Source organism: Bacillus cereus group sp. MYBK30-2 (assembly GCF_051915945.1).
In the GTDB taxonomy this organism is placed as follows: Bacteria; Bacillota; Bacilli; order Bacillales; family Bacillaceae_G; genus Bacillus_A; species Bacillus_A paramycoides.
Genome location: NZ_JBQAFR010000003.1, coordinates 261,794 through 287,076 on the forward strand (window position 1 = coordinate 261,794; position 25,283 = coordinate 287,076).

The following is a 25,283-nucleotide window of genomic DNA, read 5'->3' on the forward strand; positions in this document are numbered from 1 at the left end:
TAATTATGTAAAGCCGTTAACTTCCCTACGCTGGTACGAGCCAGATCAGGTCCAAAGGGTTAAGAAGTTCACACGCTTCTCTCTCAGCCTACGCATACGTTAGGCACCCCTAGTTTATCACTGATTTAATTTTCAATACTTTCCCATCATACACGATAATCTGAAAAATGCAAAGGTTAATTCTTTTATTGTTTACGGAATCATCCAAGTCAAATAATAAGCCTGCACATACGTCATAATCCCAACAATAGTAACGAAGAATAAACTATGCTTCAATGTGAAGCGGAACAGATCTGATTCTTTTCCAGCAAGACCAACTGCTGCACAAGCAATCGCAATCGATTGCGGAGAAATCATTTTACCTGTTACACCACCTGTTGTATTTGCCGCAACAAGAAGCACTTCAGATACGCCAACTTGCTGCGCTGTAATTGCTTGTAAATTCGAGAACAGTGCGTTAGCTGACGTATCTGATCCTGTTAAGAATACGCCAATCCAGCCTAGGAATGGTGAGAAGAACGGGAATAGTCCGCCAGTTCCTGCTAATGCTAACGCTAATGTAGAAGATAAACCAGAATAGTTTGCGATAAATGCGAATCCTAATACGAATCCGATAGATAGAATTGGCATTTTTAGTTCGTTTAACGTTTCTTTAAATGTTGCCACTGCATCTTTTGCACTCATTTTCAAAATAAAGATAGAAATGATACACGCAATTAAAATCGCTGTTCCAGTCGCTGATAAAATATCTAATTTCAAGATTGCCTCATAAGGTGTTGTTTTATTTACAATAGGCTCTGCTTTCATTACTAAATTGTGCAAGCCTGGAATTTCAAACTTAAATACGAGACTTTCTAAAGCGCCACCTGGAGCGAATAATGCTTTAAAGAAACTTTGGCTCCAAATGACTACCATCACAGTTAAAATAATGAACGGAGACCACGCTTTTACTACTTTGCCTACTGTTAGTTTCGGTATAGATGTCACCGTCGTTGCTGCTACTTCACCATTCGCTTCTTTAGACTGATAAATTTCTTTCGGCTGCCAAACTTTTAAGAATAGCGATAAACTTACTAAACTTACAAGTGCTGACGTAATATCAGGAAGTTCTGGCCCTAAAAACGTCGCTGTAATAAACTGTGTAATTGCAAATGAACTACCCGCTACAAATAAAGCAGGCCACGTTTGTCTTATTCCTTTAAAACCGTCCATTAAAAATACGATAAAGAATGGAACAAATAAAGATAAGAATGGTAATTGATGCCCAGCCATTTGTCCGATTTTATGCGGATCAATGCCTGTTACTTGTCCAGCAACTGTAATCGGAATCCCCATTGCTCCGAACGCTACTGGTGCAGTATTTGCGATTAAACAAAGACCTGCTGCATATAAAGGATTTAATCCAAGACCTGCAAGAAGCGCTGCCGTGATCGCTACTGGTGCACCAAATCCTGCTGCCCCTTCCAAAAATGCTCCAAATGAAAATCCGATTAAAATAACGAGTAATCGATGGTCATTTGTAATTGATAATACAGATGCACGAATGACATCAAATTGACCTGTCTTCACAGAAATTTTATATAAAAATACCGACATAATGATAATCCAAGCAATTGGCCATAATCCATATAAGAAACCATAACCGGTTGCTGCCATTGCCATTGTGAACGGCATTTTATACGCAAATAACGCCACCAAAATTGTTAATACAACTGTAATAAATCCTGCCACATACCCCTTCATGCGGAAAACTGCTAAAGCTAAGAAAAAAAAGATAATTGGAATAAGTGCGACCGCTGCGGAAATCCAAATGTTACCGAATGGGTCATAAACTTGTGTCCATGTGTTCATTGTTCTCTCCCCCTCAATAATCCCCTTTTAAATAAAACATAACCTTATCAATAGACTATCAGGTCATCATACCTTTTAGCCTAAAAATAAAAAACGTTTAAGAAAACGTTTTCACTAAGTTTCATTTCTACTTTAACATATCATTTTCCATTAAAAAAGATTTTTTTGAAAATTTTATTATCTTGCGTGAAAATCTTACAAAAACGTCACGTTCTTGTAAGGTTCATCGATAGGAAGCTAGACAAATTCCCTGCATAATAAAAGTATAACAACGGACATTATTTATGAGGTGATATATATGAACGGAAACAAAATACTAGCAGCTTTATCATACTTTAGTGTACTATTTGCGCCTATCTTATTCCCTATTATCGTTTGGATTGTAGGCGATTCTGAAACAAAACCACATGCGAAACGAGCTCTATGGACACACATAATTCCAAGTATCGCTACATTTATCGGTTTAATTATTCTAGGAATTATGGGCGTTGGATCTGAACAACCTGATGTAACATTTGGAATCGGAGCAATCATTGTCTTATGTATTTGCGGAATCATTAGCTTATACTACTTCGTTTGGAATATCGTAAAAGGTATTAAAGTACTGAAATCTTAATCCTTCTTTTAAACAAACGTTTAATTAAAAAAGGACACTTGCGATTTGCAAGTGTCCTTTATCCCGCATTAACGGGCAGTAAGACTCCCACCTCAAAATTCGGCTGGAGCAAAGAAGTTAGGTGGGAGATCAACTGCCCGTAAACGCCCGATTGGTTCAACTAATAATCAGTGGGGATGAACAAAACCCCCACTGATTAAAGTTTCACTTTATCTTCTGCGTTTCTTCTTTTTTCTCATCATTTTCTTTCGGCGCGTATTCACTTTATCCGCTATAATATGGAGTGTACTCGCCACAACAATTCCCATTACAAACGTTACAATTTCAACTTCATGTTCCTTCGCAATCTCTATTAAATTTCCGTCCAATGCTATTACATTTAATAGGAATAAAAACGGAGAAAACACGATTAACATGTATGCAATACGAATAATATCACCAATTATAATCGTATGTGTGAAAAAGGAACGATGGGGCATTACGCTCCTATATGGATACCAAAAAATGCGGAGGAATCCCCATTTATTATACGCATTACTGTACGTATCTAAATCCGGTGTTAAAAATGAAGTGCCTACTAAAAAGCCAATTGCAAAAGTTAATAAAAAATCAAAATTTGTTAATCCATACGAAAAGAGCATAAACAAAACAACTGGAAGAGATATTAAGTTTATTTTCGTATGCGTTCTTCCTGATGGCATAATGCACTTCCTCGCTTACGTTCGCCCTGTCATCCTATGACAGTTCTCACCTATTGATCTAATTTTTGATCGATAAATGATGTGTCTATATCCGAACTAAACCATTCTGCCAACTTCACTCGTGCCTTATCTTTCACATCTTCATTTACGTATATCGATGCTTGTAATAGTGCGGCCGTTAACGCACCCAAATCATCCGTATAACCAATTCCAGCAATGAAATCCGGGATTGCATCAATCGGTGCAATGAAATAAGCAAGTGCTCCAATTACAATAATTTTCACTCGTTTTGGAACATCAGGTCTTTGCAAAACGTAAAACAATAATAAACTCGCATAAATTACCGACTGCCCTGCCTGCTTTGCAACATGTTTTATTTTCTTCCAAAACGCTTCAGCTGAAAATTTTTGTTTCATTCAAAAGCCTCCCTATTCTTCAAAAGAAATAAGCTACAATATGTTATGTTATCAGTAAAAGTTCATCAAAATTACACATAATCTATCAATGAAATTTTATTGTAACAAATAAACTCAAAAAGAACAAGTGTTCGCTGATTTTTACGTATTTTCCTTCATATAATAGTTTTCTAGACAGCAACCTAAAACTCTTCATTCCATATTTCTCAACAAAAAAACTTTCAATTTCTGTTATATTTTCTAGTTGACGAGCATATAAACGAATGTTAAAGTTTTCTCTGGTAGTGACAAAACACATACAAAAAATGTAAAATGTTATAGTGTTTCTCAGAAATGAATTTTGTTGTATAATACAGAAATGACGTTATGCTTATGAGCAACACAAGAAACCAAAAAGGGTATGCATAGTTAAAGTCGTATATGGGTGAATATAGAAACTCTAATTATGGCCAAGAAAACTATGTATTTTTTATTTTGACATTTTTCGCTCCAAAATCGACCAAGCCTGATAGAGAAAGGGTGGGAATGAATGAAAGAAACCATGAAATCACAATTTCAAAATGTGCGTTTCACTTTATTCGTAGCTTTGGCCGTATGGCTAAAAACCTATATCATTACACGCACAAGCTTCGATTTAAAACTTGAATCTTTTATGCAAGAATTTATTTTATTCATTAGTCCATTAGCAGCATCATTACTGTTTGTGGGTCTTGCATTATTTGCAAAAGGGAAAAAACGTAACTATATAGCACTTGGAATTAATTTTGTCTTAACGTTCATTCTTGTTGGTAACGTAATGTTCTACGGATTCTACAATGACTTCGTTACTTTACCAGTACTAGGACAAACATCAAACTTCGGAAGTTTAGGTTCTAGTGTAAAAGAATTATTTAACTACAAAATTATTTTGGCATTTGCTGATATTATCGTATTCTTCATTCTATTGAAGAAGAAGAAAAATTTTGCACCGACAGAGCGTGTAGCGCGTCCGATGCGTTCCCTATACTTCGTGTCAACGGTTGCTATTTTCTTCGCAAACCTAGGACTTGCAGAAACTGAGCGTCCAGAACTATTAACTCGTTCATTCGACCGCGTTATGCTTGTTAAAAACTTAGGATTATATGTACACCAAGCATACGATCTTGGCTTACAAGCAAAATCAAGTTCACAAAAAGCATTTGCCGACGGTAGTAAATTGCAAGAAACAGAGAACTACGTGAAAGCAACACAAAGTAAACCAGATCCAAATATGTATGGTGTTGCTAAAGGGAAAAACGTAATTGTTGTCTCTCTTGAATCATTACAGACATTCTTAATTGGTGCGACAGTTAACGGACAAGAAGTTACACCATTCCTAAACCAATTTGCGAAAGAAAGTTATTACTTCGATAACTTCTTCCATCAAACTGGGCAAGGTAAAACATCTGATGCTGAATTCTTAGTAGATACTTCACTATATCCACTAGACCGCGGTGCTGTATTCTTCACACACGGTAATAACGAATATACAGCAACTCCAGAAATTTTGCGTCAGCAAGGATACTACACTGCAGTATTCCACGCAAACAACGCAACATTCTGGAACCGTAACATTATGTATCCGGCACTTGGTTATGATCGTTACTACAACGAGCTTGACTACAAGATTACGCCAGAAACAAAATTAAACTGGGGACTAAAAGATATCGAATACTTCGATCAGTCTATCGATATGTTAAAACAAGTGAAGCAACCATTCTATACTCGCTTCCTTACTTTAACGAACCATTACCCATTCACTTATGATGATAGTACGAAATTAATCGACGAATACAATTCTGGTGATGGTGTATTTGACCGTTACATGGTAACAGCTCGCTACTTAGACGAAGCGATGAAACACTTTATTGAGCGTCTAAAAGCAGAAGGTATTTATGACAACTCTGTAATTGTATTCTACGGTGACCATTATGGTATTTCTGAAAACCATAACCGTGCAATGGCACAGTTCTTAGGAAAAGAAGAAATTACTACATTTGACCATATGAACTTACAAAAAACACCGATGTTTATTCACGTTCCAGGTCAAAAAGAAGGTAAAACAATTTCAAAACCAACTGGTGAAATTGACATTAAACCAACTATTCTAAACCTACTTGGTGTAGATTCTACGGATGACGTTCGATTCGGTCATGACGTATTCTCACCAGATAATAAAGGATTCGTTGTTCTTCGTGACGGTAGCTTCGTTACAGATAAATACATGTACACAAACAGTACATTCTACGACCGTAACACTGGTGAAGTTGTACAATTACCGAAAGAAGAAGCTCAACCACTAATTGATCGTGCACAAAATGAATTGCACATGTCTGATAAACTCATTGAGGGCGACTTACTTCGTTTTTCTAAAAGTAATAAGATCAAAACTGGTGAAGTAAAAACAGCTATTAAAGAAGAAAAGAAGAGCGCTGAGTAATCTCAGCCTCTTTTTTATATTTCTCTCTATAACTTCTTCTATACATTAACTTTAAAATTACATAACCTTCACCAAATATTTACACTACATTAATGAAGCATCTTTATAATAAAATACGTAAACAAGGTTCCACATATTTCTTATCTCTCATCTTTAACAAGATCCCTTAGAGAAATATGCGCATCATTTGTTTTCAACTTTCTTATTATTGTCTTTCAAAGTGTTTTGTTTACATAAACTAAACCTTTAAAGACGATGTCCCTATGCAAGATAGCTACCCTCCTTGTGCAGCATTCCATCGAATGTTGCTTTTTTTATTTCAAAAAGCAGGATTCTTATTTCTCATTTTCGAATTTGTATATACAAAATGCTATAAATCATCGCTATTTCTCTAATATTTACAAGTACGTATACGTCATATGTAGAGAATCACTTGCATAACAGTAACTATAGTGATTTTTTTATTTGTGTACTCATGAAAGGATGGGACGGAAATTGGCATACGAAAGATTTGTACTATGGAATGATGCAGTTATTGATACAACGAAACAAAAAACGTACATAGAGCTGGAAGAAAGAGGCTTACAATTTGGAGATGGTGTCTATGAAGTTATTCGCCTCTATAACGGAAACTTTCACTTATTAGATCCACATTTAACAAGATTATATCGCTCCATGGACGAAATGGAATTATCACTCCCTTTCTCAAAAGCAGAACTCATTATATTACTCTACAAACTAATTGAGAGTAATAATTTCCATGAAGATGGAACGATTTATTTACAAGTATCTCGTGGTGTACAAGCTCGTGCACATGCATTCTCATATGACACACCCCCGACAATCTATGCTTATATATCCAAAAAGGAACGGCCTGCTTTATGGATTGAATATGGTGTACGCGCCATATCAGAACCTGATACTCGTTGGCTTCGCTGCGATATTAAATCGCTAAATTTATTACCAAATGTATTAGCTTATACGAAAGCTGAACGCAAAGGATGTAAAGAGGCACTTCTCGTACGAAATGGTAATGTTACTGAAGGTAGCCAATCTAACTTCTTTCTCATAAAAAACGGAACGCTATATACGCATCCAGCTAACCATCTTATTTTAAACGGAATTATTCGTCAGTACGTCCTTTCTTTAGCTAACACCCTTCAAATTCCTGTGCAAGAAGAGCTTTTCAGCACTCGCGATGTTTATAACGCAGATGAATGCTTTTTTACAGGAACGACTATTGAGATTTTACCGATGACCCACCTTGATGGAACTGCGATTCAAGATGGGCAAGTTGGTCCTATCACCAAATTACTACAAAAGTCATTTTCTCAAAGCCTTTTAAAATCCAACATTCCATCTTCTTAAATACGAATAATCTCCTCTCTTTCTACAACAAATATATGTATTTAAATAGAAATCAAGGTATGAATTTATGCCTTGATTTTTTCTTGTAATCTTTTTGTCATATTCAGATTCCCGTATAAGTCTTGACAGTAATCGACATGCCTTTTAGAATTTTTAATAGTTGGTAAATATTTCTTCACTACACTACACTACATTACAGACAGAAAGGAATCGACAAATTATGAAAAAATACCTTGCCGGTCTTGCGGCAGTGTCTGTAGCAGGAGGAGCAGCACCTACACTTGATAGCGTTCAAGCTGCCCCAGAACAAAATACACAAAAAGCTGCTACACAAGCTGTCCAAGCTTCCGCATCAAACAGTTCATCGTATACGGTGAATGCTGACGTATTACATGTTCGTGCAGGATCAAGTACTTCTCACGACATCATCACTCGCGTTTATAATGGTCAATCATTAAACGTAATTGGAGAAGAGAATGGTTGGTTCAAAATTAACCATAATGGTCAAACAGGCTATGTTAGTGGCGAATTTGTGTCAAAAAACGGAGCAACAAATAACAATGTAAGCACAGGTGGAAACAATAAAGTTACTGCTGATGTATTACGTGTACGTACAGGTCCTAGCACTTCTAGTTCTGTTTCAGGACGTGTATATGAAGGACAAACTTTAAACGTTATCGGTCAAGAAAATGGTTGGGTAAAAATCAAGCATAACGGACAAGTAGGTTACGTAAGTAGCCAATTTGTATCAGGTGCTTCTTCAAATACGGGTTCTACAAACAGTAATAACAATGAAGCAACTGTTCAACCAGCAAGCGGAAACTATACAGTAAATGTATCTTCCCTTCGTGTTCGTACAGGTCCTAGCACTTCTCACCCAACTGTAGGTTCTGTTAAACAAGGACAAGTAGTACAAGTTGTAGGCGAAGTTCAAGATTGGTTCAAAATCAATTATGCAGGGCAAACAGCTTACTTAAGCAAAGACTACGTAACAAAAGGCGGTTCTAACGAAAACGTCACTCAAGGTAACAACCAAGGGCAAAATAATAATGTAACTGTTCAAACTGGCGGTACTTACGTTGTTAACGCAACATCCCTACGTGTTCGTACAGGCCCTGCTACTTACCATAGCGTAATTGGTGGCGTATTAAATGGTACGACATTAAACGTAATTGGATCTGAAGGTAGCTGGTTTAAAGTTAACTATCAGGGAAAAACAGGCTACGTTAGTAGCGAATTCATGAAATTCGTTAAAGGTGGCACTGCTACTCCTGAACAACCGAAACAACCTGAACAAGGTGCAATTGGTGACTACTACATTAATGCTTCTGCACTAAATGTACGTAGCGGCGAAGGTACAAATTATAGAATCATAGGCGCACTTCCACAAGGACAGAAGGTTCAAGTAATCTCTGAAAATTATGGATGGAGCAAAATTAACTACAACGGTCAAACTGGTTACATCGGAACACGTTTCCTATCTAAAACACCAGTTGGGGGCGCAGTAGATAATAAACCTAACAATAACCAAAATAACAATCAAAACAATAACAACAACAATAATACTACAAGCAATAATAGCGGTGACAGTTCTTCTCTACTTGCATACGCGAAATCTATGCAAGGCGTACCATACGTTTGGGGCGGTACTTCTGCTAACGGTGTTGACTGCAGTGGTTACATCTACCACGTATATAAGAAATTTGGTCATAACATTAGCCGCCAAAGTGTTGCAGGATATTGGAGTAGCTTACCACAAACTTCAAGTCCACAGCCAGGTGACTTAATTTATTTCAAAGACACTTATAAAGCAGGTCCTTCTCACATGGGTATCTACCTTGGGGGCGGATCATTTATCCAAGCTGGAGATAAAGGTGTAGCAATCGTTTCATTAAGCAACTCTTATTGGAAAAGCCATTTCTTAGGTTATACGAAAGCACCTTAAGTTATAGATTCAGAGCCTTCTAGTTTACTAGAAGGCTCTTTTTTAAAGGTTTCAATATATGAATCCCTCTTATTCTATTTCTCGCGAAAAAATTATGCGTTCCTTCTTCTCTTTCGTACACTATATTCTACAAAAATTGTCCATAGCGTTATCATAATGAATATATTTCCACAAAAAACATAACCTATTTCATGTCTATTCATTTTATATGTGTTTTTTTGAAGAATTTTCTTTCTATTTAAACTTTTCAATAGACGTTTGACCTCTGATGTCCATTATGATAAGTTACTTAAGATGTTATATTTGCAGAAGTATAGACAACTGTTTTATACACTTTTTTTACTATGAGGAAGGAGCATACACTGCATGAATCTTTTATGGGGAATTGGCGGCGTGATTGGAGTATTAGCAATCGCTTTCTTACTATCTTCCAACCGCAAAGCTATTAATTGGCGCACAGTTTTAATCGCGCTAGCATTACAAATGACATTTTCATTTATTGTATTACGATGGGATGCCGGGAAAGCAGGCTTAAAACACGCTGCTGACGGTGTTCAAGGATTAATCAATTTTTCTTACGAGGGAATTAAGTTCGTTGCTGGGGATTTAGTCAACGCAAAAGGACCTTGGGGATTTATCTTCGTTATTCAAGCACTACTTCCAATCGTATTTATTAGTTCATTAGTAGCAATCTTATATTACTTAGGTATTATGCAGAAATTTGTTAGCGTCATTGGTGGTGCATTAAGTAAACTTCTTGGAACTTCTAAAGCAGAAAGCTTAAATGCAGTAACAACTGTATTTTTAGGACAAACAGAAGCACCAATCTTAATTAAACCTTACTTAGCACGTTTAACTAACAGTGAGTTCTTCACTATTATGGTAAGTGGTATGACAGCTGTTGCCGGATCAGTTCTTGTCGGTTATGCAGCGATGGGCATTCCATTAGAGCACTTATTAGCAGCTGCAATTATGGCAGCTCCATCAAGTTTATTAATTGCAAAACTAATTATGCCAGAAACAGAAAAAGTAGATAATAATGTTCAACTTTCAACAGAGCGTGAAGACGCAAACGTTATCGATGCAGCTGCACGCGGTGCATCTGAAGGTATACAACTTGTTATTAACGTAGCCGCAATGCTAATGGCTTTCATCGCACTAATTGCTCTATTAAATGGTCTATTAGGATGGGTTGGCTCTTGGTTCGATATTAAACTTAGCCTTGATTTAATCTTCGGCTACTTACTATCACCATTTGCAATCTTAATCGGTGTTTCACCAAACGAAGCTATACAAGCAGCAAGTTTCATCGGTCAAAAACTTGCAATCAACGAATTCGTTGCATATGCAAACTTAGGACCACACATGGCAGAGCTCTCTGCAAAAACAAATATGATTTTAACATTTGCAATCTGTGGTTTCGCAAACTTCTCTTCTATCGCAATTCAATTAGGTGTAACAGGAACTTTAGCTCCTAGCCGCCGTAAACAAATTGCACAATTAGGGATTAAAGCAGTTATCGCTGGTACACTAGCGAACTTCTTAAACGCAGCAGTTGCAGGTATGATGTTCCTATAATTTTATGCAAAGCCTCCTCTTTAAAAGAGGAGGCTTTTATATATATATTAAATACTTTATGTCTAGATGTATAGACATTATGTTACAATAATTAGTAGGCCTGTTTATTTTTTCTTGTAAAAAAGAGATACTATTTGATGTTTCTTGCTCCAAAAAGAATTCCAACTACATAGTCCATTTCTTAATAATTGTGCATACTACAAATATCCTGCACGAATCATCTTTAAGGAGGGAAGTTTCGTGAAAAATAAATCCTATAAAATCCTTTCTATGTGGATTTTACAAATTTTATTTTATTTTACTACCGTACATGTGACGAACTATGAGCACGCGCTCATTTTTACAATTATATATGTCATCATAAATATACTGTTCCTATTTTTAGCTGATAAAACAGCATTTATTTTCTTTATACTGGGAACCATTATTTCAGTATTCTATTTATTTTATGAAGCGTGGCTTCACTTATGGAGTACATCAGATCAATGGAAATATATTATTACCCACTTCCTGATGGCAGCTAACTTCTTCATTATTTATATCTCAACCCATCTATTAAAAAAGGTTATTCTTGAAAATAAAAAGTTAACTGAACGAGTGAGAGTATTGGAGCAATTCATTGGAGAATCAAAATTATTAACAAGACAAGAATTCGAAAGACGAAAAGCATTATTAACAACTGCAATGAATCGTCGTAATGAAACAGGCATTATCATTTTCTTTGATTTTACTTCCTTTAGTAAATACACGAAAGAAAGTGTCATGGATCGTGTAGCTTCATTATTAGTTGATACGGTAAGAGCTGACTTTGATCTTGCTGCTGAATATAACAGTAATACATTGGTCATTTTATTACAAAATACAAATGAAGCTGGCGCTAATATTGTAATGAACCGCCTACAGCCAAAAATGGAGCAATGGCTTGCTGCTGAAGCAATCCAAGATATAAAAATTTCGCGAGAGCAAATTGGAAGTAAAGGACAGACATTGTTATGATGACACTCATTATACTCCTTTTATTCCTTCTGTTCTGCGTACTCGTTTTTTGGATCAGCATCACATTTTCAATTAAATATGTACTTATTTTTACTGCCTTCCTATTCTCTGCCTTACTCGTTTACTACTCTCTCTTAACACTCGCGGGCTTAATTCATCGAAATAGTAAACGAAAAGATCGTACGCTAGAACATTATCCAAGTGTAGATATTTTAATACCGGCCCATAATGAGGGCGTCGTTATGAAAGATACATTAGAAGCGATGGCAAAGATTGAATACCCAGGCAAACTAACCGTTTATTTATTAAATGATAACTCTCAAGATGAGACACCAGAAATTGGCGACGATTTCGACAAAGCTTATGCTCATATTCGTCACATTCGTGTACCACCTGGCGAACCGAAAGGAAAATCACGTGTATTAAACTATGGCCTTAGCATTTCGGATGGTGAATATTTCTGTGTTTACGATGCAGATAATCAACCTGAACCGCATGCTTTACGAATGCTCGTAGAACACGCTGAAACAGTGGAAGATGCAGTTGGAGCAGTTGGACACGTTCGTACAGTAAATGAGAAAAGAAACTGGCTTACACGAATGATTTCACTAGAGTTTCAAATCTTTCAGCTCCTTATGCAATCTGGACGCTGGTTACTATTCCAAACAGGCTCGCTGACAGGAACCAATATGCTTCTTCGTCGTTCTGCATTAGAAGAGCTTGGTGGCTATGATCCTTATGCAATTGCTGAAGACGCTGAGTTAACATTACGAATTACACAAAAAGGTTACCTCTTACCAATCGTTCCGGAATCGATTACATGGGAACAAGAACCTGAGCATTTAAAAATTCTTATTAAACAACGTACACGTTGGCTACAAGGAAATTTATACATTTTAGAAAAAATGTTTTCCTCGTTAAGCTTCTTTAAAGGAAAGCTTCTCGTCCATTCTTTACAACAGGTTTTAGTGTATGTCGTTTTTTGGCTATTCTTAATCATTTCAAATGTTTGGTTTGTAATTGGACTGCTCGGGATATTCCAGATTCAATATAGCATTCCGTTACTATTTATGTGGTATGTCGCATATATTACATATGTCTCGCAATTATTTAGTGCACAGAGCGTCGAGCGCACCTTTACACCAACCAACATTTTCATTAGCGTCATTATGTACTTTACGTACGCACAGCTCTTTACATATTTGTTTATTCGTAGTCTCATTCTTTACTTACGTGCAAAGAGCAAGAAACAAGTAATTGGCTGGGATAAAACAGTACGATTTAAAAAGGAAAAATAAAGTGAAACTTTAATCAGCCCGCAAATAGCGGGATAAAAAATAAGCACAGAGCGCCGTATGCTCTGTGCTTATTTTTTACCATAATACTATATATCAGACAATACCCCTTAGCTGAAAGTTATTTCACGTCCATCCCCCAACGAACGATCGACCTTCATTTATATACGAAAAAGTGATTGCTATTTTTGTAAAACCAATTGCTTCTCTTGATGCTCTTTACGAGTCTCAGTCTTTGGTTCCGTGCTTTCCTGGACATTTCGATGTGCCACACGTTTCAAGCAAATATGCTTCCACTTTCTTTCGTAACGTTTCATTATTCTAGATGTCCCCCTTGAATGCGCTTAAAAACTATTTGAAATCGCTTACAGGAAATAATATAGCACATATACATAAAAGTGACAACACATTTCCGACAATTTTTTGTCAAAAATGTGAATATAATTTACATAATATCGGATATTGTCGAAACATATCGATTTTCCTTTTTAATAGTATGGATATACATACTTTTTCCTAATCTCTTGATTGGCAACAAGGGTGCATAAAAAAAGGAGCTGATAGAAAATCAGCCCCTTTTCTTCTATTATTAATGTTGCTTCATACGTCCTTCTTTTTGCAACTCTTTAAACAACGCCGCAATCATAAAGAAAATAACAAATACAAATGGGAATGCCGCAATAATCGACGCAGTTTGCAACGCCTCTAATCCACCAACATACAATAAGATCGAAGCTAACACCGCTAAGACAATACCCCAAACCATTTTAATGCGATTTGGTGGGTTTAAACTACCATGTGTCGTTAACATCCCTAGAACAAACGTAGCAGAGTCTGCTGATGTAATAAAGAATGTTGAAATAAGTAAAATACCTAACACACATAAAGCCGGCCCCATACTACCCATCTGGTCTAACATAGCGAACAATCCTACTTCTGTTCCCATTTCTTTAATTTGTCCATATATATTCGCTCCGTCGAACAATTCCATGTGAATACCTGTTCCTCCGAAAACAGAGAACCAAAGCGCACCGATTATTGTTGGTACGAGTAACACCCCGATAACAAACTCACGAATTGTACGTCCACGTGACACACGAGCAATAAACGTCCCTACGAATGGTGACCATGCAATCCACCATGCCCAGTAGAAAATTGTCCATGACTGAATCCATTGATTTCCGCCTTCATTTAATGGACTTAAACGGAAACTCATACTTGGCAATTCTTGAATGTATGAACCAATTGTTGAAGTAAAGTAATTCATAATAAAGTTTGTTGGACCTGCAAATAATACAATTATCATAAGTGCAAACGCTAAAATAATATTCGTATTACTTAAATATTTAATCCCTTTATCGAGTCCCGTTTGTGCAGATAACATATAAAGAACTGTTACAATTCCGATAATCACTAACTGTGTTGTTAACGAGTTTGGAATGGATGTTAAATAACTAACACCACCCGCAATTTGCTTTGCCCCAAGTCCTAATGATGTCGCCACACCGAATACTGTCGCAAATACAGCTAAAACGTCAAACATATGGGCAATACGGCCATGTTCACCGCCCTTAAATAGTGGACCAACTGTCGCACTAATTGTACTTGCCTTTCCTTTTCTAAATGTAAAATACGCAATACATAATGCTACAAGTGCATATAATCCCCACGGATGTAATCCCCAATGGAAAAATGAGAAACGAAGTGCAAGACGTGCACTCTCTTCAGTTGCACCCTCTCCAAACGGAGGTGTGTATAAATGATTCAACGGTTCTGCAACGCCCCAGAAAACCAAACCGATTCCCATGCCGGCACTAAATAACATAGCAAACCATGTCATATAACTATAATCAGGTTCATCATCATCTTTACCTAAACGAATTGAACCGTACTTAGAAACAATTAAAAAGATAGCAATTCCTAAGAAAATAGAAACGGAAATAATATAGAACCATCCAAACTTACTAACTAACGCAGCCTGAATTGCAGTCGTTACATTTCCTAAACTACCTTTTCCAATAATAGATTCGGGAATAATCCCCCAAATTGTAAATGCAATACATAGTGTTAATGAGACAATAAATGTTTTCGTCAGTTTCCTCATCAAATCCCCCTTCGTATGTTTCATTCCTTGTATGTAAATAGCATAAATTCCGATATGTTAAATCGGATAGAAAACTATAGTTTTTGCGGTGATTTTCTTTCGGTTCTCTCAGTTTTGCCTTCACCAATTAGAATTCTTATGGACAGCCTTACCTTCCGTACAACCTTTTCACTCTGCAAGAGCTACAAGATAGGAATACTGCTGTCAAATTGCGTGAGAAAAATGCGGATGGGAAGAGATTCCCCCAAAAAAGGATGTGTTACAGTTGTAAAAAAGGGCAGATTTATTCCTTACAGCCCTTTCTTCTTGTAACAATTATGCGGTTTTTTTGCTAGTACATAGCGCGTGTTTATAACTTCACAAACGAGATATTTATGTTTATATAACTATATTACCCATAAAACGGTAAAATACTCAAGGATTGTAACCGTTTAGTAAACATTACGTAACATTCCTGTAATACTTTTATTTACACCGAAAAAAATATGTTGTATTAAATATTTTGAATACAACTAGAAACCTAATAATTGCATGGAATGAAAAACGCTTTCCTTCATTTCTTGCTATGTTACAAAGTGTTAACGACTCATTACGAATGGTTTGTAATTGTGTGTTTTCCCTAAATCCGAAAAAATCTGTTGCTATAATGAGGACACGAAAACAAACGCAATGGAGGCTATCATGAAAAAATTAATTGGTATAGCAACAGCAGCAGTTTTTGGTCTTGGGATTTTCACATCATCTGCTAGCGCAGAAACTGTTGTTACAACAGACGTACTAAACGTACGAGAAAACCCTACTACTGAATCAAAAGTTGTCGGTAAATTACTAAATGGTCATAAATTAGATGTTCTAAATACAGAAAACGGATGGTCACAAATCAAATTAGATGGTAAAGACGCATTCGTAAGTACAGAGTTTACAAAAAGCTCTTACTACGTAACAGCTAACGTATTAAACGTACGTGCTGAAGCGAACACAAACTCAGAAATTCTTGGGACGCTTAAGAAAGACGATATGATCGAAACAACGAACCAAGTACAAAATGAGTGGTTACAATTTGAATATAACGGGAAAACAGCTTACGTTCATGTTCCTTTCTTAACAGGTACAGCACCTGTTATCGAGAAACAAGAAACGCCTGCTCCTGCTAAAGCTGAAGCACCTGCTAAGGCTCAAGCGCCTGCACCAGTAAAAACAGCTGCTAAGCCTGCTGTGAAAGCTGCTGAAACTAACGAACCTTCTGATGGTCGTGATTTAACAGTTGTAGCTACAGCATATACAGCTCATCCGAGCGAAAACGGTGGCACATACGGCGGCCGTGTATTAACTGCAATGGGTCATGACCTAACAGCGAACCCAAACATGAAAATGATCGCTGTTGACCCGAAAATAATCCCATTAGGATCTAAAGTATGGGTAGAAGGATATGGAGAAGCTATCGCTGGTGATACTGGCGGTGCAATTAAAGGTAACCGTATCGACGTTTTAGTTGGCTCTGATGCAGCTGCTAACAAATGGGGACGTAAATCTGTTAAAGTGAAAATTTTAAAATAACCAATGACTGCTAAATGACAAGCCAGTTCTCTTTGTTGAGAGCTGGCTTTTATTTTTTTATAATAGCTATAAGGAGGCTAGGCCGATGAATTTACAAGCAAAAGTAGACTGGGTCGGTACACCAAAAACGTACATATATAAAGATGATGTAACATATAACGCCATCGCAATTGACTTCTCACTCACAAACGATGACAAGCGTTATAAATTAATTGTGCTAGGCCATGAAGCAAATACACATTACAAAATCGTACAATATGGAATAAAACCTGGCTCTCAAAAACCATTCCCTATCGATATTCCATTCGAGCAAGAAATGCTACCGCTAGTTGAACAAATATTAAATGATCCATATGTACAAGCGATATTAAAGCAAACACGCTCCTAATTGCAAAAAAAGACTATCTCAATTAAAAGAGATAGTCTTTCTTACATTAACGAGTCGGACCAGATACTTCCTCTGATTTCAACGTATTATTTGCACCAAGGGAATGATACAGCATCTTTCCATTTCCATTCACGGTTACAATATGTTCGTTATTAAAACTTTTGAACTTCACAGATCCATCACCGTATCGAATATGGTACTCTTCATATGTTGTTACTTTATATTTCGTTTCACTTTGACGCTCTACATTACGAATATCCATTGTTAATAAATCTTCTTTAATTCCTTTTTTGTTTAGATATTGTAAGTAATCACGATCTTCCTTATACGATTTCCCACTCTTATCATAATTATTTTCAATTAAGCTAAAATCATTTAACGAAATCGCGCGCACATTATCATAAATATGTTTTCGCACAAATTCACCAACTGCAGAGCTTGACGTTTCTTTCGGGAACTTTAAATAATATGTGCTTTGTTCTCCAACTTTGATGCTTTCGGATTTAATGACACCAAAATCAGTGTTTTTCTCTAAATGTACTTCAACCGTTTCATCTGTCGGTACAGGACCAAGTTTATAACTTCCATAACTTAATTTCCCTCGTTTTTTACCGTTCACAAAAACTGTTGCGTCGCTTTCATCAGAAGAAATGGTTACATAATTTCCTTCAAGTGATAAATTCACTTCTACTTTTCCATTCTTTTCATCTGCTAAATCTACTTCTTTTTCCGTCTCTAATTCAGCAAGTTCTGTCTTCGCCTTTGCCTTTACAACATAAGCACCAGGGAAGTATGGACCCATTTCTTTCGAAGTTTTATCACTAGAAAGCTCTGTTTCTTTTTTATCATTCACATATATTTCAGCATTCTTTGCAGTTGTGCTAACACTCATATAATAAGATTTCAAGCTGAACTTATACTTTGGATATAAGAACCACTCTTTCCCGTCTTCTATAATTTGCCCGTCTTTAAAGGATGCTTTATCCTTTGCTAACTTTTGATCTACTGTCTCTCGTTGTAAATAAGACAATAACTCTTTATTGTACGAAGGATTATCCTTTAAATAACGTAAGTACGCTTTAATATCTTCTGTCTTCACCTTTAAGCTTGGATCATCTACTTTCACAAACTCGTCGATTGCATTGACATCTTTCTTTTGGAATGCTTCAATCATTACATTCACTTGCTTTTCTTTTGAAAACTTATGTGCCCCAAATTTATATGCCCCAAATAATAAAGCAGCAATTATGACGAAACCGATGATTAAAAATAAATTTTTCTTACTTTTCACTGGTTTTGTCTCAGTTTGTAATTCCATGTGCGAAGCAGCAGTGTTATCGACGATTACTTCTACTTTACTTCCACACTCAGGACAAAAGTTCAAATGGTCTGCAACCTGCTTATTACATGTTCCACAAAACTTCAATATGCTCTCCCCCTATTTTTTTGCTAATTTCATTCCGGCAAATGCCGCTACATATGTCACAATAAAACTACATAATGTTAAGTATACAAATGAATTTTGCATAGATAATACTGTTCCACTTGCTCCAAATAAACTCGTTACAGTTCCTGAAACATCAATTTGGAACTTAGAAAGCATATTCATTATAATCATCATAATTGTATAAGAACCACTGCATACCGCTAATGTAATATACATATTGGCAGTCGGTAATTCTGCTAACTTTCTTCCCGCTCTAAACATAAGGAACAATGGAATAATAAGCAGTAATAAACCATAATGGAATACGCTATTCACTTCATCAAATTCAGCAATATCTTCCTGATTCGCTCCTTGCGAAACCATTATATCTTTAACCCCTACGCCATTTACAGAGATGCCTGATACAAATGAAAATGCTAATTTGTTCTCAGATGATTTCGATTTCTTACTTATTCCAGTAAATTCCCGACTGAATGCTGGACTTGATACTTCTAACGGAGCAAAATGAGCCATACTCCATAATTGAGGTGTTAGTTCTAGCGCCAATAATGTGCTTTGAGTTTTTGAAGAAGTCATTTCTTTTAATGGTTCAATACTGTCTTCCTTACTTACTAATGCCATAATACATACAACTACCGCTGTTACTAAAAGACCTTTTATCATAGCTGACATCCCATAATAAATAGATGCTCCATATGGCATTAACTCTTGAAATGCTGCTGCCATATTGTTTTTGCTTGTATGAGCAATAAATCCTACTAAAGTAAATAATGTTCCACATACAAAACCGCTCAGTAAACTCTTTACAGCTGAATAACCAACTGTTATCTTACCTGCATCTGAGAACGGAATTGCAAAAGATTGTGATGCTATAAAACTTACGATAAATAAGAAGACTCCATAGATAATACCGACTGTTGCCGCTATAAACATTTGGTCCTTAATCGTTTTTGCAACGCGCTGTTTCCCTAACCATATTCCTGTTCCAGCCAAGACAATGAATGGAATAATTAATAATAAAAAGAATGGAGTATGCCAAGATAAGGATAAAATCAATCCACTATCATCACCAGCTGAAAAACCAAGTAAATGGTAATTTAATAACGTTGAAGTTGCACTTGTATAAAAATTCGGTAGCATTTCTAATTCTTTTGCAAATTTGCTAAACATCTCACTTAATATAGAAGCAAATAATAAACTTCCAATCCAACCAGCAACTAACATGAGAATACTTGCAACAGCTCCACCAATCAATCCTGTTTTTAAAACTGCTTTATCTGCTGTGAATTCAACTTTAGGAGCGCTGTCCATCGTAGGTAATTTTACAGTTTGTTCTTTTTTCTTCACAATAAATAAAGAATGTCCACACTTTTGGCAATATAAATTTTGCTGAGCATTTTCATTACCGCAACCTTTGCAATACTTAGCAGCCTCTTGTTCTAGAGTCACTGCATCTAAAGCTCCTGCGATTTCCATACTTCCTTCATTTGGACAATAGTTTACTTCTTCACCATGTTGTTTTCCGCACGTGCGACAATACATCTTATTCACTCCCCACTTTGCTTAATTCCACAAACCGGGCAGTAAGTAGAGTCTTTATCGATATGCTCATTACATGTAATACAATTTGCCTTTTCGCTGTTATTTTCTACTGCTAACATCGGATTAGGCTTTCCACATGAACCACAAAACTTATCATTCATTGATAAAGATCCACCACATTCACATGTTGCTTTCTCACCTTGTTGCTTTTGCAGTTCAACTATTCGTTTTCTCGCTTGATAAATAGCAACATCAAACTCTTGAATTGGAGCAATCATTTCTTTTAAACTCGCTTCATTTACTCCATTTCCTCTTAATTGAACATATACTTGCTGTCCAAGCTCTAATAGAACCTCTGCTTTTTTCTGCATCTGCACTTGCATTCCTTTTTTCAACTGAGCAATTTCTTGTGCAACCTGTAGCTTCATCTTTCCTTGTTCTATTCCCTCTTGTAGCTTATTCATCCCACTACCTAATTTAGTCTGTAAATCTGACAAACGACTTCTCCTCCTATAAATATATAGTAATATACAAATTAACATTATATATATTACCATGATTTTCTAAATGTGTAATTAGAATTTCATTTTTTCTGTTTTGAGCATTTTTTGTTTATAATGGTAAAGGAAAGAAATCTGTGTACGGAGGAAAATTATGCTGCAACACTCAATTACGAAAGATGAAATTATGATGATTGCGAACGAGTTCGTTCAAGGGCTTGACCCGCAGCAAGTAGCTGATCAAGAACATGTCGCTACAGCTCGGCACCTGTATCGTAGTGGTGTTGTCTATAACGTTGACTTTGATGGCTATACGCTATCAGGAACTGTAGATGCTGGAGGCAGTGTATATAGCGTTCACATCCCGATTCGTAATGTTGCTGAAAGCTATTGCGATTGCTTCGCACCAACGCAATGTGAGCATATGCTCGCTGTATTGCTATCTGCGGCTTCAAGTTTCGGACAGGTAGGAGATGTATTAACTTTATTCAAAAATAATACGAAACCTTCCCTTCCTCCTATTCGAACTGCAAGGCAAGTATTGCAATCATCTGCTTTTGAAGAAACGGATTATAAAAGTTGGCAATCGTACTTTGAAAATGAATATGAATCATTTAAAAAAGAACAGAAGCGGCTCACTTATAAACAAATGTATTTTCTTATGAGTCTTTTTACAGACTTCTATACAAAATTAGAACGGAAAGCCCCGCGCATCATTGCTATACATGAATTATTTAAGTTGCATGCGGCACTTTATTGCTTTCAAAAATTATTAGAAGAAATTCAAGAATTTGAAGTAAACAAACTGTATTCTTATCACCAGCCAGTTAACGTCGTCCGTCTATTCGTCGATAAAGTTGAATCCATCGTTCGGGACTTAAAAACAGAAGCGATTCCGGCAGAATCTGAACTGATTTTACAAGAAACAGTTCGTCTCGTACATGAAGTATTCTTCTCTACCGATTCCTATACACAAGAACGATTCTTCATTTATCGTCACATATGGGGTGAACTGTTAAGAACAGAAGAACAGCTACTAGAAGAAGAAAAACGAATCGATGCAAAAATCAATCCACTTTCCAAAACATTGGCATCTTCTCATCTGCTCTTTTTAAATAACGAAGATCTATTAGCAATGGAATTACTTGAGAAACAGCCTGCTTCTGTTGTGAGCCTTTACTTTTATTGGTTAGAAGAGTTATTAAGTGCGATGCAGTGGGATCGTGCTAAAAACTGGCTTTCCTTTACGTATAAACAAGTAAAGCAAACAATACATGAACAAGAAAATACTGTCTTCATACAAGATATCGTTCGTTTATTTGTAATGATGTATGAAACATATGCAACGCATACGAATGAACAAGCGGGATTAGAAATGATTTTACAAGAACTATTACCGTATAGTTTCGCGAACTATGAACAATACGTACTAGCGAAGAAACAATACCGTACATGGGCGGAGCTTCATCTATTACATGGATTTGAGGCAATCGAGCTTTTGAAAGAACCATTGAAAGATATTGAAAAAGAAGCGCCTGAAGCAGCACTTCCTCTTTATCACCTTGCCGCAACGGCAGCAATTGAAGAGCGCAATCGCAAATCATATAGACGTGCCGTTCGTTACTTAAAGAAATTACGTATGCTTTATAAACGACTGAAGCGAACTGATGAATGGGATGCCTTCATTATTCATATCGCTAACTTACATTCACGTCTGCGTGCACTACAAGAGGAATTACGGAGAGGAAAATTAATCGATGATCATACAAACTGAAGTAACAATTAGGCTCCAGCACGTTAGTCAAGGTTGGTTCCTTTGGGGAGAAGATGATAGCGGTACTCCCTTATCCGTAGCAACTTGGAAACAAAATGCATTCACATGGCACTCTACCTCCTTCTACGGTACGTTTTTAAAAGAGGCAACATATGAAGGAAAACAAGGCGTTATGCTAACGAATGTGCAAGCATTTGAATACATCGCAAATAAACCGATGAACTCTTTTGCAAATATTCAAATGAACGGTCCTATTACAGCCCTTACAAAGGACGCAAATGAATTATGGGACGCTTTCGTAAGTGGAAGCTTCGTGCCCGATATGAAGCGTTGGTCTCATCAGCCATCTTGGATTGTTCAAAATACCCCAATCGATGATGAAACATTAGCATCTCTTTTCACTTCAGCGGTGAACGAAAGTATCTTGCAAGACACTCGCTCAAATGACGGCTGGGAAGATGCAAAGAGACTATACGAACATTACGACTTTACGAAAAGGCAATTGGAGACAGCGCTACATGAAGAAGATTGGCTTCGAAAAATTGGTTATATTGAAGATGACCTGCCATTTACAGTTGGTTTAAGATTGCAAGAACCACAAGAAGAATTTGAAATGTGGAAGCTCGAAACAGTCGTTACGCCAAAACGTGGTGCGCATCGCATATATGTATATGAAAGTATCGATTCCTTGCCAAAAAGATGGCACGATTACGAAGAGCGGATTATTGAAACGCAAGAAGGATTCAGTAAGCTCGTACCTTGGTTAAAAGAGGGCGGCAAGTTCCGAGAAGAACTCTTTGAAACTGAAGCTTGGAATTTCTTAACAGAGGCAAGTAATGAATTACTTGCAGCAGGCATTACGATTTTACTACCATCATGGTGGCAAAATTTAAAAGCAACCAAACCGAAATTACGCGTACAGCTGAAGCAAAGTACAGCACAAACACAATCTTTCTTCGGCATGAATACGCTCGTTAATTTCGATTGGCGCATTTCAACAGACGGGATTGATTTATCAGAAAGCGAATTTTTCGAACTCGTTGAACAGAACAAACGTCTTTTCAATTTAAATGGTCAATGGATGAGACTTGATCCTGCCTTTATTGAAGAAGTAAAGAAACTAATGAACCGTGCCGATAAATATGGACTAGAAATGAAAGACGTTCTCCAGCAACATTTATCTAATACGGCGGAAACAGAAATCGTAGAAGACGATAGCCCGTTTACCGACATTGAAATCGAGCTAGATGGATATTACGAAGAGCTTTTCCAAAAACTTCTGCACATTGGAGATATTCCAAAAGTAGATGTACCATCTTCACTACAGGCAACACTCCGTCCGTATCAACAACACGGGATTGAATGGTTACTATACTTACGAGAGCTTGGATTTGGAGCATTATTGGCCGATGATATGGGTCTTGGAAAAAGTATTCAAACGATAGCTTACTTACTATATGCTAAAGAAAACAATCTCCAAACAGGCCCTGCATTAATTGTGGCGCCAACATCAGTTCTTGGAAATTGGCAAAAAGAATTTGAGCGTTTCGCACCGAATTTACGTGTTCAGTTACATTATGGAAGTAACCGAGCTAAAGAAGAGTCATTTAAAGACTTTCTTCAATCGGCAGATGTCGTGTTAACTTCTTATGCATTAGCTCAGCTTGATGAAGAAGAACTTAGTACGCTATGCTGGGACGCTGTTATTTTAGACGAAGCACAAAATATAAAAAACCCACATACGAAACAATCGAAAGCAGTAAGAAACCTACAAGCAAATCACAAAATTGCTTTAACCGGTACACCGATGGAAAACCGACTTGCTGAGCTTTGGTCCATTTTCGACTTTATCAACCATGGGTATCTCGGAAGCTTAGGACAATTCCAGCGCCGCTTCGTCACACCTATCGAAAAGGACCGTGATGAAGGAAAAATCCAACAAGTACAACGATTTATCTCGCCATTTTTATTGCGTCGTACGAAAAAAGATCAAACAGTCGCATTAAACTTACCAGATAAACAAGAACAGAAAGCTTACTGTCCACTAACTGGTGAACAGGCTTCCTTATACGAACAACTTGTTCAAGATACATTGCAAAATGTAGAAGGATTAAGCGGGATTGAAAGACGCGGATTTATATTACTTATGCTGAACAAACTAAAACAAATTTGTAATCATCCAGCTCTTTATTTGAAAGAAACAGAACCACAAAACATCGTCGAACGTTCTATGAAAACAAAAACGCTAATGGAACTCATCGAAAATATAAAAGACCAAAACGAAAGCTGTTTAATCTTTACTCAATATATTGGTATGGGAAATATGCTAAAGAGTGTATTAGAGGAAACATTCGGTCAGCGCGTCCTCTTCCTAAACGGTAGCGTACCGAAGAAAGAACGTGACAAGATGATTGAGCAATTCCAAAATGGAACGTATGATATTTTCATCTTATCGTTAAAAGCTGGTGGAACAGGATTGAACTTAACTGCTGCCAACCATGTCATTCACTATGACCGTTGGTGGAATCCAGCTGTAGAAAACCAAGCAACAGACCGTGCATATCGTATTGGTCAAAAACGCTTCGTTCACGTTCATAAACTTATTACAACAGGAACACTTGAAGAGAAAATTGATGAAATGTTAGAACGAAAACAATCACTAAATAACGCCGTCATTACAAGCGATAGTTGGATGACTGAACTATCAACAGACGAACTAAAAGAATTACTTGGTGTATAAATCAAAA

19 protein-coding genes and 1 riboswitch are annotated in these 25,283 nt (G+C 36.7%); of the genes, 11 read left to right on the plus strand and 8 right to left on the minus strand.

Annotation, left to right across the window (positions count from 1 at the left end):
• Positions 1-5 precede the first annotated feature (5 nt).
• Positions 6-121: riboswitch (TPP riboswitch) on the minus strand.
• Between the two features lie 71 nt (positions 122-192).
• Positions 193-1,851 carry an L-lactate permease gene (gene lldP, locus ACTFQM_RS20755; protein ID WP_440036075.1) on the minus strand — a complete coding sequence of 553 codons (1,659 nt, stop codon included), beginning with the start codon at positions 1,849-1,851 and terminating at the stop codon, positions 193-195.
• Positions 1,852-2,149: 298 nt separating this feature from the next.
• Between lldP and ACTFQM_RS20760 the strand changes: the two genes are divergently transcribed.
• Complete coding sequence (locus ACTFQM_RS20760; protein WP_440036077.1) at positions 2,150-2,467, plus strand: DUF4870 domain-containing protein; 318 nt, start codon at positions 2,150-2,152, stop codon at positions 2,465-2,467.
• A 209-nt stretch (positions 2,468-2,676) separates the two neighbouring features.
• On the opposite strand, the gene ACTFQM_RS20765 is transcribed toward ACTFQM_RS20760, so the two are convergent.
• Together ACTFQM_RS20765 and ACTFQM_RS20770 are read right to left on the minus strand one after the other, a co-directional pair.
• Positions 2,677-3,168, minus strand: a complete 492-nt coding sequence (locus ACTFQM_RS20765) for a metal-binding protein (RefSeq protein ID WP_002174246.1) — start codon at positions 3,166-3,168, stop codon at positions 2,677-2,679.
• Positions 3,169-3,218: 50 nt separating this feature from the next.
• On the minus strand, positions 3,219-3,584 hold the full coding sequence (locus ACTFQM_RS20770) for a YkvA family protein (RefSeq protein ID WP_002174247.1): 366 nt from the start codon (positions 3,582-3,584) through the stop codon (positions 3,219-3,221).
• 529 nt (positions 3,585-4,113) lie between these two features.
• Here ACTFQM_RS20770 and ACTFQM_RS20775 point away from each other — a divergent pair.
• The 6 genes from ACTFQM_RS20775 to ACTFQM_RS20800 all read left to right on the plus strand — a co-directional run bounded on the left by ACTFQM_RS20775 (position 4,114) and on the right by ACTFQM_RS20800 (position 13,227).
• Complete coding sequence (locus ACTFQM_RS20775; RefSeq protein ID WP_071717898.1) at positions 4,114-6,042, plus strand: LTA synthase family protein; 1,929 nt, start codon at positions 4,114-4,116, stop codon at positions 6,040-6,042.
• Between the two features lie 483 nt (positions 6,043-6,525).
• The gene (locus ACTFQM_RS20780) at positions 6,526-7,410 is read left to right on the plus strand and encodes a D-amino-acid transaminase (protein WP_440036078.1); all 885 of its coding nucleotides are present in this window, start codon (positions 6,526-6,528) and stop codon (positions 7,408-7,410) included.
• 220 nt (positions 7,411-7,630) lie between these two features.
• Entirely contained in the window at positions 7,631-9,355 is a 1,725-nt protein-coding gene (locus tag ACTFQM_RS20785; protein WP_440036079.1) for a C40 family peptidase, read from the plus strand.
• 366 nt (positions 9,356-9,721) lie between these two features.
• Positions 9,722-10,933 carry a NupC/NupG family nucleoside CNT transporter gene (locus ACTFQM_RS20790; RefSeq protein WP_440036080.1) on the plus strand — a complete coding sequence of 404 codons (1,212 nt, stop codon included), beginning with the start codon at positions 9,722-9,724 and terminating at the stop codon, positions 10,931-10,933.
• 240 nt (positions 10,934-11,173) lie between these two features.
• Complete coding sequence (locus tag ACTFQM_RS20795) at positions 11,174-11,929, plus strand: dGTP triphosphohydrolase (protein ID WP_440036081.1); 756 nt, start codon at positions 11,174-11,176, stop codon at positions 11,927-11,929.
• Complete coding sequence (locus tag ACTFQM_RS20800; protein ID WP_440036083.1) at positions 11,926-13,227, plus strand: glycosyltransferase family 2 protein; 1,302 nt, start codon at positions 11,926-11,928, stop codon at positions 13,225-13,227. The genes ACTFQM_RS20795 and ACTFQM_RS20800 overlap by 4 nt, the downstream gene beginning before the upstream one ends.
• Positions 13,228-13,406: 179 nt before the next feature.
• Here ACTFQM_RS20800 and ACTFQM_RS20805 read toward each other — a convergent pair whose 3' ends face one another.
• Positions 13,407-13,541, minus strand: coding sequence for a hypothetical protein (locus ACTFQM_RS20805; RefSeq protein ID WP_002123916.1), 135 nt, complete (start codon positions 13,539-13,541; stop codon positions 13,407-13,409).
• 272 nt (positions 13,542-13,813) lie between these two features.
• A complete protein-coding gene (gene opuD / locus ACTFQM_RS20810) occupies positions 13,814-15,328 on the minus strand; it encodes a glycine betaine transporter OpuD (protein ID WP_400530165.1) in 1,515 nt (504 codons plus the stop codon).
• A gap of 681 nt (positions 15,329-16,009) precedes the next feature.
• On the opposite strand from opuD, the gene ACTFQM_RS20815 reads away from it, so the two are divergent.
• Positions 16,010-16,885, plus strand: a complete 876-nt coding sequence (locus ACTFQM_RS20815; RefSeq protein WP_440036084.1) for a cell wall-binding protein EntA — start codon at positions 16,010-16,012, stop codon at positions 16,883-16,885.
• An 85-nt stretch (positions 16,886-16,970) separates the two neighbouring features.
• A complete protein-coding gene (locus ACTFQM_RS20820; protein ID WP_440036085.1) occupies positions 16,971-17,273 on the plus strand; it encodes a DUF3910 family protein in 303 nt (100 codons plus the stop codon).
• 46 nt (positions 17,274-17,319) lie between these two features.
• Here ACTFQM_RS20820 and ACTFQM_RS20825 read toward each other — a convergent pair whose 3' ends face one another.
• The 3 genes from ACTFQM_RS20825 to ACTFQM_RS20835 are packed head-to-tail and all read right to left on the minus strand — an operon-like array spanning position 17,320 to position 20,759.
• A complete protein-coding gene (locus tag ACTFQM_RS20825; protein WP_440036087.1) occupies positions 17,320-18,699 on the minus strand; it encodes a zinc ribbon domain-containing protein in 1,380 nt (459 codons plus the stop codon).
• A 12-nt stretch (positions 18,700-18,711) separates the two neighbouring features.
• The gene (locus tag ACTFQM_RS20830) at positions 18,712-20,262 is read right to left on the minus strand and encodes a zinc ribbon domain-containing protein (RefSeq protein ID WP_440036088.1); all 1,551 of its coding nucleotides are present in this window, start codon (positions 20,260-20,262) and stop codon (positions 18,712-18,714) included.
• A gap of 5 nt (positions 20,263-20,267) precedes the next feature.
• Positions 20,268-20,759: a zinc ribbon domain-containing protein gene (locus ACTFQM_RS20835; protein WP_071717909.1), complete on the minus strand. Its 492-nt coding sequence runs from the start codon at positions 20,757-20,759 to the stop codon at positions 20,268-20,270.
• Positions 20,760-20,916: 157 nt separating this feature from the next.
• Here ACTFQM_RS20835 and ACTFQM_RS20840 point away from each other — a divergent pair, with 157 nt between their 5' ends.
• Positions 20,917-22,536 carry an SWIM zinc finger family protein gene (locus tag ACTFQM_RS20840; protein ID WP_440036089.1) on the plus strand — a complete coding sequence of 540 codons (1,620 nt, stop codon included), beginning with the start codon at positions 20,917-20,919 and terminating at the stop codon, positions 22,534-22,536.
• The gene (locus ACTFQM_RS20845; protein ID WP_440036090.1) at positions 22,520-25,276 is read left to right on the plus strand and encodes a DEAD/DEAH box helicase; all 2,757 of its coding nucleotides are present in this window, start codon (positions 22,520-22,522) and stop codon (positions 25,274-25,276) included. The genes ACTFQM_RS20840 and ACTFQM_RS20845 overlap by 17 nt, the downstream gene beginning before the upstream one ends.
• The last annotated feature ends 7 nt before the right edge of the window (positions 25,277-25,283 follow it).